We start from the raw sequence: 13,475 nt of genomic DNA on the forward strand, positions 1-13,475 counted from the left end.
CTCCTGGGCCGCGTGCGGGAGTCGTCCCTCGCCGCCTTCGAGTACCAGGACCTGCCCTTCGATCGGGTCGTCGAGGCCGTCGTCGTGGAGGAGGAGCCCGAAGAGGCCGACGAGGCCGAGGACTCCGCCGACGGTGACGAGGCCGAGGAGCCCGGTTCGCGCCGCCGCCGTCGTCGTGGTGGCCGGCGTCGTCGCCGTGGCGAGTCCGCCACCGGTGAGGACGAGGGCGAGGACGGCGAGGAGTACGCCGCCGAGCAGGCCGCGCAGGACTCCGAGGACACCGCCGAGCAGATCGAGGAAGACGCCGAGGACGCGGACGAGGACCAGGGCGGCTCCGGGTCGAGCAGCAGCCGTCGCCGGCGTCGTCGGCGCCGTCGCGCCGGTGACTCGGGCGGCGAGACCGAGACGCCCTCGTCGACCGACGACCCCGAGCGCACCGTCGTCAAGGTCCGCGAGCCGCGCGCCAAGAAGGACGAGCACCCGAGCGACGAGGTGCAGTCCATCAAGGGCTCGACGCGTCTTGAGGCAAAGAAGCAGCGCCGCCGCGAAGGCCGCGAGCAGGGGCGCCGGCGCGTCCCGATCATCACCGAGGCCGAGTTCCTGGCCCGCCGCGAGGCCGTCGAGCGCGTGATGGTCGTCCGGCAGAGCGGTGAGCGCACGCAGATCGGCGTCCTGGAGGACGGCGTGCTCGTCGAGCACTACGTCAACAAGGAGCAGTCGACCTCGTACGTCGGCAACGTCTACCTGGGCAAGGTCCAGAACGTGCTGCCGTCGATGGAGGCCGCCTTCATCGACATCGGCAAGGGGCGCAACGCCGTCCTCTACGCCGGTGAGGTCAACTTCGAGGCGCTCGGCATGGCCCACGGGCCGCGCCGTATCGAGTCCGCGCTGAAGTCGGGCCAGTCGGTCCTCGTCCAGGTCACCAAGGACCCGATCGGGCACAAGGGCGCGCGTCTGACCAGCCAGGTCTCCCTCCCCGGGCGCTACCTCGTGTACGTCCCCGAGGGCTCCATGACCGGCATCAGCCGCAAGCTGCCCGACACCGAGCGGGCCCGGCTGAAGACCATCCTCAAGAAGATCGTCCCCGAGGACGCGGGCGTCATCGTGCGCACCGCCGCCGAGGGCGCGAGCGAGGACGAGCTGCGCCGTGACGTCGAGCGGCTCCAGTCGCAGTGGGAGGACATCGAGAAGAAGTCGAAGAGCGGCGGCAGCTCGAACGCACCGTCTCTGCTGTACGGCGAGCCGGACATGACCGTCCGCGTCGTGCGCGACATCTTCAACGAGGACTTCACCAAGGTCGTCGTCAGCGGTGACGAGGCGTGGGACACCATCCACGGCTACGTCTCGCACGTCGCCCCCGACCTCGCCGACCGGCTCTCCCGCTGGACCTCCGAGGTCGACGTCTTCGCGACGTACCGCATCGACGAGCAGCTGATGAAGGCGCTGGACCGCAAGGTCTGGCTGCCCAGCGGCGGTTCGCTGGTCATCGACAAGACCGAAGCGATGATCGTGGTCGACGTCAACACCGGCAAGTTCACCGGTCAGGGCGGCAACCTCGAAGAGACCGTGACCAGGAACAACCTGGAGGCGGCCGAGGAGATCGTGCGCCAGCTGCGGCTGCGCGACCTGGGCGGCATCGTCGTCATCGACTTCATCGACATGGTCCTGGAGTCCAACCGGGACCTGGTCCTGCGGCGCCTGCTCGAATGCCTCGGGCGCGACCGTACGAAGCACCAGGTCGCCGAGGTCACCTCGCTGGGCCTGGTCCAGATGACCCGCAAGCGCGTCGGACAGGGCCTCCTGGAGTCCTTCTCCGAGACCTGCGTCCACTGCAACGGCCGCGGTGTCATCGTGCACATGGAGCAGCCGACCTCGGTCGGTGGCGGCGGCAAGCGCAAGCGGCGCGGGCGCGGTGGTGACGGGCAGGGGCAGGACAGCCACGACACGCACGAGCACGAGCACGACGTGGCCGACGACGAGATCGAGACCGAGGCGGAGGTGGCCGCCGAGGTCGCCACGCCGGTTCCGTTCGCGGAGCCGGAGTTCCGGCCCGACGAGGATCTCTACAGCAGCGCCGCCGAGGCGGAGGCCGCGGCCACCCGTGGCGGGCGTTCGCGGCGCCGGACGAGCCGGCGGGCGTCGGCTCCGGCCGGTGCGCCGAGGGGCGAGTCGCGGCAGTCGCGCGAGGTGCGTGAGGAGGCCGAGCCGGCCGCTGTCGCGCACGCCGAGCCCGTCGCCGTGGAGGACCCGGTCGTCGAGGCGCCCGCGGTTCAGGAGACCCCGGCGCCGGTCGTCGAGGCTCCGGCTGTCGACGATGCCGCGCCCAAGGGGCGTACGCGCCGTCGTGCGACCCGTAAGGCGACCGCGCCCGCCGGGTCTCCGGCCGGGTCCGAGGAGGCCGCCGTGGTGACGGTCACCGAGGCCGCCGCGCCGGTCGTCGTCGAGGCGCCCGCGCCCGTCGAGCAGCCCGAGGCACCCGCCGAGAGCGCGGCTCCGGCCCGCCCGCGGCGTCGTGCTGTGCGCAAGGCCACCGCGCCCACCGCGTCCGAGGAGGCGGCCGTGACGGTCGTACCGTCGGCCGTGGTGGAGGAGGCCCCGGCTGCCGAGGCCGGTGCCGGTGCCGGTGCCGAGGCTCCGGCGAAGAAGACGGCCGCTCGCAAGGCGGCCAAGAAGGCCCCGGCGAAGAAGGCGGTCGCCAAGAAGACGGCGGCCACCAAGACCGCGGCCAAGAAGACGGCCGCGAAGAAGACGACGGCCAAGAAGGCCGCCAAGACCACGTCGAAGAAGACCTCGGCGGCGGAGCAGACGAACCCGTCCTCCGTCACCGCTTCCACCGACGAGGACTGAACCACCGCTGGTGTGCGGCCGGTCCGAGTGTCCGGTCGCACACCGCAGGGGCCCGGTTTGACCCGTTCGGCTGCGGCCCCGTAACCTTGACTGTCGGCGTGTCCACTGGTGACACGCCACATCCCCGTAAACCTCTTCCTCCCGGGCGTGTTCCGCCGGGAGAGGCCGTCTGCTCCGCAGGGCGGCTGGACTGCGGGGGTGCCGTCCCTGAGCAAGAGAGTGAGATCCGCGTGTACGCCATCGTGCGCAGCGGTGGTCGCCAGCACAAGGTTGCTGTCGGCGACATCGTTGAGGTTGACAAGATTTCCACTGCCAAGGTTGGCGACACGGTCGAGCTCTCGACCCTGCTCGTTGTCGACGGCGACGCTGTGACCAGCGACCCGTGGGTGCTGGCCGGCATCAAGGTCCAGGCCGAGATCGTGGACCACCACAAGGGCGTCAAGATCGACATCCTTCGCTACAAGAACAAGACCGGCTACCGCCGTCGTCAGGGCCACCGCCAGCAGTACACGGCGATCAAGGTCACTGAGATCCCCGCGGCTGCGAAGTAAGGGACTGAGGAGAGATGGCACACAAGAAGGGCGCATCGTCCACCCGGAACGGTCGCGACTCCAATGCCCAGCGGCTCGGCGTGAAGCGCTTCGGCGGTCAGGTCGTCAACGCTGGTGAGATCCTGGTCCGCCAGCGCGGCACCCACTTCCACCCCGGTTCGGGCGTCGGCCGTGGCGGCGACGACACGCTGTTCGCGCTGAACGCCGGTGCGGTGGAGTTCGGTACCCACCGTGGCCGCAAGGTCGTGAACATCGTTCCGGTCGCCTGAAGCATCAGGTAGCTGAATCAGGCAACTGATCGGAAGCTTTCGCGAGGCGGACCTCACTTCCCTTCCGGGAAGCGGGTCCGCCTTTCGCGTGTTGAACAAGAGACATAGCTGAACCAAGAAACATTGCTGTACGTAACTGGAGGCACATCCCATGACCACCTTCGTGGACCGCGTCGAGCTGCATGTCGCCGCGGGTAGCGGGGGCCACGGCTGTGCCTCCGTCCACCGTGAGAAGTTCAAGCCGCTCGGCGGCCCGGACGGCGGCAACGGCGGAAGGGGTGGGGATGTCACCCTCGTCGTCGACCAGTCCGTGACCACGCTGCTCGACTACCACCACTCCCCGCACCGCAAGGCCACCAACGGCAAGCCCGGCGAGGGCGGCAACCGCTCCGGCAAGGACGGCCAGGACCTGGTCCTGCCGGTGCCGGACGGCACGGTCGTGCTCGACGGCGCCGGCAACGTGCTCGCCGACCTGGTCGGCGAGGGCACGTCGTACGTCGCCGCGCAGGGCGGCCGGGGCGGTCTCGGCAACGCGGCGCTGGCCTCGGCCCGCCGCAAGGCCCCCGGTTTCGCGCTGCTCGGTGTTCCCGGTGGCCTCCAGGACATCGTGCTGGAGCTGAAGACGGTCGCCGACGTGGCTCTCGTGGGCTACCCGAGCGCCGGCAAGTCCTCGCTGATCTCCGTGCTGAGCGCGGCCAAGCCGAAGATCGCCGACTACCCGTTCACGACGCTGGTCCCGAACCTGGGCGTGGTGACGGCCGGCGAGACCGTGTACACGATCGCCGACGTGCCCGGTCTCATCCCCGGCGCGAGCCAGGGCAAGGGCCTCGGCCTGGAGTTCCTGCGCCACGTCGAGCGGTGCAGCGTGCTCGTGCACGTGCTGGACACGGCGACGCTGGAGTCCGAGCGTGACCCGATCTCCGACCTCGACACGATCGAGGAGGAGCTGAAGCAGTACGGCGGTCTCGACCGGCGTCCGCGCATGGTCGTCCTCAACAAGATCGACGTACCGGACGGCAAGGACCTGGCCGAGATGGTGCGCCCCGACCTGGAGGCGCGTGGATACCGCGTGTTCGAGGTGTCGGCGGTCGCGCACACGGGACTGCGTGAACTGTCCTTCGCGCTCGCGGAGTTGATCGCCGCGTCGCGTGCCGCGAAGCCGAAGGAGGAGGCGACCCGGATCGTCATCCGCCCGAAGGCGGTCGACGACAGCGGCTTCACCGTCGTGCAGGAGGAGGACGGCCTCTTCCGCGTGCGCGGCGAGAAGCCCGAACGCTGGGTCCGCCAGACCGACTTCAGCAACGACGAGGCCGTCGGCTACCTCGCCGACCGGCTCAACCGCCTCGGTGTGGAGGCGTCGTTGATGAAGATGGGCGCCCGCTCCGGTGACGGCGTCGCGATCGGTCCCGAGGACAACGCGGTCGTCTTCGACTGGGAGCCGACCGTCATGGCCGGTGCGGAGATGCTGGGCCGGCGTGGCGAGGACCACCGGCTCGACGAGCCGCGGCCGGCGACGCAGCGGCGTCGGGACAAGCAGGCCGAGCGGGACGAGGCGGCACAGGAGTTCGACGACTTCAAGCCCTTCTGAGGGACCTGCCCGGCGCCCCTTCCGCGCCGGTGATCGTCCGTCCGGCGTGAAGATCATTCACCGGCGTGACCAAACTGGCTGAGACCCGTTGCTCTCGGAGTAACGGGTCTCTTGCTGTGCGCTCATTTGTCATGGACGCGATACTTACTGTTCAACAGGCGGGACTCCGCGCACTGTGAGGCTTCCAAGTGACCCAAGAGGCCAACGTCGCAAGGGAGTTCACCGATGACCGGAGCCGTATCACCCGATCGACGACGTTTTCTCGCGGCCGGTGCGGCGGTGCTCGGGGCCGCGGCCTCCGCGCAGTTGTGGCTGCCGACCACCGCGCGAGCTGCCGGAACCCCGCTGCCCGACGGTGTGTTCAGCCTCGGCATCGCCTCCGGCGACCCGCTGCCCGACGGCATCGTGCTGTGGACGCGGCTCGCCCCGGACCCGCTGAACGGCGGCGGCATGCCCGACCTGGTGGTCCCCGTGGAGTGGGAACTCGCCGAGGACGAACGATTCAGACAGCACGTACGCCGCGGAATCGCGCCGGCGCGGCCCGAGTACGGGCACAGCGTTCACGTGGATGTACGGGGACTGCGCCCGGGCCGTGACTACTGGTACCGCTTCCGCACCGGCGGGCAGATCTCCGCCACCGGCCGCACCCGCACCGCGCCCCACGCGAACAGCTCCGGTGGCCGGCTGCGCGTCGCGCTCGCCTCCTGCCAGAACTGGCAGAACGGCTACTTCACGCCGTACGCCGACATGTTGTCCCAGGACCCCGACTTCGTGCTCTTCGTCGGCGACTACATCTACGAGTCGGCGCCCTCGGGCGGCGGCCCGCGTCGGCACGAGGGGACCGGGGAGCCGTACAGCCTGGTGCAGTACCGCAACCGGTACGCGCAGTACCGCACCGACCCGGACCTGCTGGCGATGCACGCCAACACCCCCTGGGTGGTGACCTTCGACGACCACGAGGTGGACAACGACTGGGCGGGGGAGGTCCCGCAGGACCCCGACAAGCAGTCGCACGACGCGTTCGTCGCGCGGCTGACGGCGGCCTTCCAGGCGTACTACGAGCACACGCCGGTACGCGCGAGCGCCGTGCCGAGCGGGCCGCACATCCAGATGTACCGGCGCCTGGAGTTCGGCCGCCTGATGCGCCTGAACGTCCTGGACACCCGGCAGTTCCGCAGCGACCAGGCGACCACGCAGGCCGGCGCCGAGGACCCGGCGATGACGATGATGGGCGCCGAGCAGAAGGCGTGGCTGCTGAAGGGGCTGCGCCACTCGCCCGCCCGCTGGAACGTCATCGCCTCGCAGATCATGATGGCCGAGACCGACATCCTGCTCGGCGCGGGCAAGCAGTGGTTCTACGACGCCTGGGACGGCTACCAGGTCGAACGCAACGCCCTGCTGGAGGACTTCAAGACGATCCGCAACCCCCTCGTGCTGAGCGGCGACCGGCATCTCACGATGATCAGCGACCTCAAGGAGGACTTCGCCGATCCGGACTCCGAAGTCGTCGGCGCCGAGTTCGTCGGTACGTCCATCTCCAGCAACGGCGACCAGGATCAGGCCGCCTTCCATGCCCAGTGGGACCCGCTGATGGCGGACAACCCGCACTGGAAGGTGATCGACGCCCACCGCGGCTACCACCTGTTCGACATCCGCAAGGACGGCATCGACGCGAAGGTGAGAGTCGTGGACACCGTGCTGAAGCCTGCGGCGACCCCGAGCACGTACGCCTCGCTCCGGGTGGAGGCGGGCCGACCCGGGGTGGAAAAAGTGTGACGCTTTTCGTGAAAGTGTCACACTTTCTGGCAACATGAGCCCTCTGTGACGGGAGCCTGGGACTCATCTGTGTCCCAGGCTCCTCTCAGGGCAAACTCAGGAACAACTCTTACCGTCCGTTAACCATGGAGACGGATTGTATTAAGGAAGCGCTGCCCGTCGGGACCCGGCTGCTGCACATCGGCCCGCACAAGACCGGGACCACCGCCGTCCAGGGCGCGCTGTTCGCCGCGAAGGACACGATGCCCGAGCACGGCGTCGACTTCCCCGCGCACAGCAGGCACCCGATGGAAGCGGCCCTCGCCGCCTGCGCTCGGCCCGCGATGATGGGCGACACCGTGCCCACCGACAAGCACTGGACGCGCCTCCTTGACGCCGTGCGCGCCACCGGCGACCGCACCTCGGTGATCAGCAGCGAGTTCTTCGCCGACGCCCAGGACGACGAGACCCTGGCCAGGATCGTGGAACAGCTCGGCGGCGAGCGCGTGCACATCCTGATCACCCTGCGCCCGCTGGCGAGGATCATGCCCTCGCAGTGGCAGCAGTACGTGCAGAACGGCCTGCGCATGGGCTACGACAACTGGCTGCAGCACATGCTCCGCAAGGCGCCGTACGAGCAGCCCAACCCCAGCTTCTGGCGCCGGCACCGGCACGACCGGCTGGTCGAGCGCTGGGCCCGGGTCGTGGGTCCCGAGCGGGTCACCGTCGTCGTGGTCGACGACAGCGACCGGGACGGACTGCTGCGCACCTTCGAGACACTGCTCGGACTGCCCGCGAATCTCCTGCGGCCGGTTCCGGACGCGGCCAACCGCTCTCTTACCCTCGCCGAGACCGAAATGCTGCGGAAGCTCAACGTCGAATTCCGCGGCAATGGGCTCCCCGACGAGCTGTATTCCAAGCTCGTGCGCAACGGCGCGGTCATGCATATGAAGAATTCGTGCAGCCCGACCCCGCAGGACGTGAAGATCACCACGCCCCGGTGGGCGGTCGAGGCGGCGGGCGCGATCGGCGCCGAGATGGCCGGGACGATCGCCGCCACGGGCGTACGGGTCGCAGGGGACACAGCGCTCCTCTCGGCCGTACCGGAGGACGCGTCCGAGGCCGTGTCAGAGGCTTCGGACAAGGCGTCCGGGGCGCCGCGGATCGCGCCCGAGGTGGCCGCGCAGGCGCTCTACGGGGCGCTCGCGGCGGCCGCCTCGGCGCCCGTGCGGCACAGTGCGCCGGCGAAGGCGCGGACGGTTCACCAGACGTCGTCGAAGGAACTCGTGCGCGTTCTCGGCCACCGTTGTCTGAAGAGGCTGCGCCGACGCTGAATCCGTCATCGCCCGGTTACCGGCAGTGCAAGATGAATGACAGGTGTCGCGCACCTATGCGGTGGAGGTCACTCGCCTTGCACTGCGGTAACCGTGAGTGGGACCATTTGCGAGTTCCCCCGTTGTCACGAGGTAGGTCAAGGTCACCTGTGTCGCACATAGCCAAGCCCCGCACCACCGCAGTGATCCTGGCCGGCGGTACCGGTCAGCGGGTGGGTCTCTCGATCCCCAAGCAGCTGCTGAAGATCGCCGGCAAGGCAGTCATCGAGCACACCCTGACCACCTTCGAGAACGCCGACTCGATCGACGACATCATCGTCCTGATGGCGCCGGGCTATGTCCCGGACATCGAGAAGATCGTCGACAAGGCCGGGTTCCGGAAGGTCACCCGGATCATCGAGGGCGGCTCGACGAGGAACGAGACCACCGAGCGCGCCATCGCCGCCCTCGGCGAGGGCCTGGCCGAGGGCGAGGACCGCAACGTCCTCTTCCACGACGCCGTGCGCCCCCTGCTCTCGCGGCGCGTGATCGACGACTGTGTGATCGCCCTGGAGCGCTTCCAGGCCGTCGACGTGGCCATCCCGTCCGCGGACACCATCATCGTGACCCGCACGCACGGCGACGACGGCGAGTTCATCACCGAGATCCCCGACCGCGCCCGGCTGCGCCGCGGCCAGACGCCCCAGGCGTTCAAGCTGTCCACGATCCGCCGCGCCTACGAGGTCGCCGCCGGGGACCCCAACTTCCAGGCCACGGACGACTGTTCGGTCGTACTCAAGTACCTGCCGGACGTGCCGATCCACGTCGTCGCGGGCGACGAGTACAACATGAAGGTCACCCAGCCCGTCGACGTCTTCATCGCCGACAAGCTCTTCCAGCTCGCCTCGACGGCCGCGCCCGAGCAGGTCGACGAGGCCGCCTACCGCGAGCTGCTCACCGGCAAGACGCTGGTCGTCTTCGGCGGCTCGTACGGCATCGGCAAGGACATCGCCGAGGTCGCCGAGGGCTACGGCGCCACGGTGTACGCGCTGGGCCGCTCGACCACCGGCACGCACGTCGAGAACCCGGAGGAGGTCGACGACGCGCTGTCCAAGGCGTACGGCGAGACCGGGCGCATCGACTACGTCATCAACACCGCGGGCGTGCTGCGCATCGGCAAGCTGGCCGAGACGGACAACGCGACCATCGAGGAAGCGCTGAAGGTCAACTACCTGGCGCCCGTGCAGATCGCCCGTTCCGCGTACAAGTACCTCGCCGAGACCAAGGGCCAGCTGCTGCTCTACACCTCCAGCAGCTACACCCGCGGCCGCGCCGAGTACAGCCTGTACTCCTCGACCAAGGCCGCGATGGTGAACCTCACCCAGGCCCTGTCGGACGAGTGGGCCGGCGACGGCATCCGCGTGAACTGCATCAACCCGGAGCGCACCGCGACCCCGATGCGCACCAAGGCCTTCGGCCAGGAGCCCACGGGCACGCTGCTCTCCTCCGAGGCCGTGGCCCGTACCTCGCTCGACGTGCTGCTGTCCGAGCTGACCGGCCATGTCATCGACGTCCGCCAGCAGGACCCGACGGCCGGCGCGGCCAAGGCCTCCGGCTTCGAGGCCGCCCTCGCCTCGGTCCTGGACGTCCAGGACGGCGTTTAATCAAGCCTGACTCTGAGCTCCGGTAAATTACTCGAAACCCCCAAGAGCAGGTTTATCAGTGATTTCCACCGCTATTCGCGTGGCCCGGGTGGGCAGCGCGGCTGAGCTGGCCGCCGCCGTCCTCATGATGCTGGGATACCCGGCCCTCATGCTGGCCGCCCTCATCCCGAGCGTCCCCGCCTTCGCCGCCGCGGCCGTCGTGACATACGTCGCGGACCACTATCTGCACCGCCAGGCCAGCTACCTGATCAACCGCCTCAGCAAGGTCAGAGCGGGCCTCTCCATCCGCTTCCTGATCCGCCAGCTCCTGCTGATCCTGCTGCTGGCCCGCATGGCCCTCTCCGACAACCTCATCTTCTACGGCGCGATCGCCTGCTTCATCGCCTTCTACGGCCTCCAGGCCCCGCACGGCGCCGTCGTCACGCTGATCCGCAACCGCCGCCGGATGCCGGTCGCCACCCGCAACGTCGACCTCGGCACGCGCATCAACATCCCGGACGCCCCGAAGTTCGGCCTGCTGGAGCGCTCCGCCGAGAAGATGCTCCACCTCGACCTGTTCGCCGTCGTCGGCCTGCTGATCTCCGCGCAGCTGGACTCGGCCGTCGCGGGCTTCATCGGCATCGGCATCACCCTGTTCCTGGGCACCCTCTACGTCGTCGCGCTCCTGCCCTACATAAGGGGTACGAAGATCCCGCCGACGCCCGAGGTCATCCTCGCGGCCGTCGACGACTGGCTGCACGAGTACCAGCCGCAGACGGTGCTCTGCTTCTCCGGCTCCAAGGACTCGGCGTACCAGGTCAACATGTGGCTGGAGACCATGGAGCAGCTGGACACCCGGCCGCTGGTCCTGCTCCGCGAGCGCGTGATACTGCAGAACCTCGCCCCCACCAAGGCCCCCGTCATCTGCGTGCCCGGCGGTGTGCACCTGATGAACATGGACCTGTCGACCGTGCGCGTCGCGCTGTACGCGGCGAACGTCGGCAAGAACATCCACCTGCTGCGCGTCCCCACCATGAAGCACGTCTTCATCGGCCACGGCGACAGCGACAAGCTGGCCAGCGTCAACCCCTTCAGCAAGGTCTACGACGAGGTGTGGACCGCCGGCCGCGCGGGCCGCGACCGCTACGCCATCGCCGACGTCGGTGTCCGCGACGACGACATCGTCGAGGTCGGCCGCCCGCAGCTCGCCCCCATCCAGACCTGGCAGGGCGTGCCCGAGGGCCGTATCCCGACCGTGCTCTACGCGCCGACCTGGGAGGGCTGGGACAACGCCCCCGGCAACACCTCCCTGCTGCTGGCCGGCGAGAACATCGTGAAGAAGCTGCTCAAGGCCGACCCGCCGGTCCGCGTCCTGTACAAGCCGCACCCCTTCACCGGCACGGTCAGTCCCGCGGCCGGCTCCGCGCACCGCAAGGTCACCGCACTGGTCGAGAAGGCCGCCGCCCAGCGCGCGACCGACCCGCGCTTCCAGGCCGACGCGGCAGCGCAGACCAAGGCCAGGGCCGACCTGGCCCGCATCGAGGCCCGCATCGCCGAACTGTCCGGCGGCGCCGCCGACAAGGGCGACGAGGCCGAGCTGACCCGCGACGGCGTGGTGGACCTGGCCAAGTACGAGGAGATCGCCCGGCTGCGCGCCGAGTGGAACGACGCGTACTGGACCTCCGTCGGCACCTTCGAGCACCGCGTCATCTCGGGCGCCGAGCCGCGTCTGTACGACTGCTTCAACGTGTCCGACGCGATGGTCTCCGACATCTCCAGCGTGGTCTCCGACTTCATCGCGAGCGGCAAGCCGTACGCGGTCACGGACTCCGCGAAGCTGGGCGTGGAGGAGTTCAAGCGGCAGAACACCGCGGTGCGCGCCGCCGTGATCCTGTCCAACAAGGCGGCGGAACTGGGCGAGTTGCTGGCGGCGGTCCGCACCCCGGACGCCGACCCGATGGCCGAGGACCGCAAGGAACTCAAGGAGTACCTGCTCGGCCCGGACGAGCCCACGTCCATCGAGCAGTTCAACACCGCGGTGAGGAACCTGGCGGTCAAGTCCGAGACCCGCAACGTCGGCCAGGAGCGGGCGGCGGCGATCGGTGACGCGGCGAGTCCGGCCGAGGCGCATCTGTCGGCGGACCCCACGGTCGGCTGACCTGCGCGAGTCAGTATTTGGTCAAGAAGGGCCCGGTTTTCGAGGAGTGATCCTCGAAAACCGGGCTCTTTTGCGTATCCCCTGCTGACGGAAGACAACCGATCGATGCGGTCGGCCGTCTTGTGGATGGCGATTCAGTTGATGCGGGGGAAATTCTCCATGGACAAAGGGGAACGCGTGACCGTGACGCAGCCTGATGTGACCGTGGTCGTCGGGGCGTACGAGGCGATGCCCTACCTGGTCGAGTGCCTGCGCTCGGTCGAGGCGCAGACGCTGGATCCGGCCCGCATCGAGGTCATCGCCGTCGACGACGGCTCGACGGACGGCACGGGGGAGTACCTGGAGGAGTTCGCGGCCCGCGCCGCGACCCACGTCACCGTGCTGCACCAGGAGAACTCCGGCGGCCCCAGTTCCCCGCGCAACGTCGGCCTCGGCAAGGCGAGCGGACGCTACGTCTTCTTCCTCGACGCCGACGACCGGCTCGCCCCCGAGGCGCTGGAGCGCATGGTCGCGATGGCCGACCGGAACGGCACGGACGTGGTGCTCGGCAGGGTCGAGGGCATCAACCGCGTCCCGCCCAAGGCCGCGTGGGTCGAGACACTGGAGCGCACCGACGTCTTCCACTCCAACATCAAGTTCACGCTGAGCGCCCAGAAGCTGTTCCGGCGGGCGCTGTTGGAGCGGCACAGCATGCGGTTCGACGAGTCGCTGTTCACCGGCGAGGACGCGCTGTTCACGATGGAGGCCTATCTGCGGGCCGACGGCGTCTCCGTGATCGCCGACCACACCTGCTACTACCTGGTGGGCCGCGACGACGGCAAACACGTGACGAAGAGCGGGAGTTACACCCTGCGCTTCGACTCCGCGCGCGCCCTGATGAACCTCATCGCCGAGATGGTCCCGCCGGGGGTGGAGCGCGACAAGCTGATGGTCCGCCCGTTCCTGGTCACCCTGTTGCCGCAGTTCGGTCCGAAGTACGTCAAGGACAGCGAGGAGGTACGGCGCCACAAGTTCGAGTTGGCCAAGCCGTTGATGACCGCCCACTGGACCGACGAGGTGGCCCTTCGCCTCAAGGTCGACGAACGCCTGCGACTGCATCTGGTGGCCGAGGAACGCCCCGAACTCCTGCTGGACGTGGTCCAGTTCGTCAAGTCGAAGAAGCGGCCCGATGCGGTGGTGGAGAAGCGGGGGCGGCGGGTGTACCTGGCGTATCCCCACTTCCGGTCGGGTGAGGCGGGGGTGCTGGACTCTCTCTATCTGGCCGAGCCTCGTGAGGCTCGTGGGGTGGAGGGGTATCGAGAGGGGGGAGCGAGTGTGTTCTTGCGCAGGGTGGCGCGGAAGGTGCGTCGGG

Annotated in this window: 9 protein-coding genes; all 9 read left to right on the forward strand. The window is 69.0% G+C overall.

The annotated features are described in order from the left end of the window. On the forward strand, positions 1-2,847 hold a 2,847-nt coding region (locus tag ACFWP5_RS48630; RefSeq protein ID WP_384172584.1), incomplete at its 5' end, for an Rne/Rng family ribonuclease. 230 nt (positions 2,848-3,077) lie between these two features. Beyond that, positions 3,078-3,398 carry a 50S ribosomal protein L21 gene (gene rplU, locus ACFWP5_RS48635; RefSeq protein WP_006374708.1) on the forward strand — a complete coding sequence of 107 codons (321 nt, stop codon included), beginning with the start codon at positions 3,078-3,080 and terminating at the stop codon, positions 3,396-3,398. Positions 3,399-3,412: 14 nt separating this feature from the next. Beyond that, positions 3,413-3,667: a 50S ribosomal protein L27 gene (gene rpmA, locus ACFWP5_RS48640; RefSeq protein ID WP_019063244.1), complete on the forward strand. Its 255-nt coding sequence runs from the start codon at positions 3,413-3,415 to the stop codon at positions 3,665-3,667. A gap of 151 nt (positions 3,668-3,818) precedes the next feature. Then, the gene (obgE, locus tag ACFWP5_RS48645) at positions 3,819-5,255 is read left to right on the forward strand and encodes a GTPase ObgE (RefSeq protein ID WP_384172589.1); all 1,437 of its coding nucleotides are present in this window, start codon (positions 3,819-3,821) and stop codon (positions 5,253-5,255) included. Between the two features lie 225 nt (positions 5,256-5,480). Next, a complete protein-coding gene (locus ACFWP5_RS48650; RefSeq protein WP_384172592.1) occupies positions 5,481-7,031 on the forward strand; it encodes an alkaline phosphatase D family protein in 1,551 nt (516 codons plus the stop codon). A gap of 125 nt (positions 7,032-7,156) precedes the next feature. After that, positions 7,157-8,344 (forward strand): hypothetical protein, encoded by a 1,188-nt coding sequence (locus ACFWP5_RS48655; protein ID WP_384172595.1) that lies wholly within the window; start codon positions 7,157-7,159, stop codon positions 8,342-8,344. 149 nt (positions 8,345-8,493) lie between these two features. Further along, positions 8,494-9,987, forward strand: coding sequence for an SDR family NAD(P)-dependent oxidoreductase (locus ACFWP5_RS48660; RefSeq protein ID WP_384172597.1), 1,494 nt, complete (start codon positions 8,494-8,496; stop codon positions 9,985-9,987). 58 nt (positions 9,988-10,045) lie between these two features. Continuing rightward, entirely contained in the window at positions 10,046-12,124 is a 2,079-nt protein-coding gene (locus tag ACFWP5_RS48665; RefSeq protein ID WP_384172600.1) for a hypothetical protein, read from the forward strand. 177 nt (positions 12,125-12,301) lie between these two features. Next, the coding region (locus ACFWP5_RS48670; protein ID WP_384172603.1) for a glycosyltransferase family 2 protein at positions 12,302-13,475 on the forward strand (1,174 nt) is incomplete at its 3' end.

This window comes from Streptomyces sp. NPDC058469 (assembly GCF_042721125.1).
Classification (GTDB): domain Bacteria; phylum Actinomycetota; class Actinomycetes; order Streptomycetales; family Streptomycetaceae; genus Streptomyces.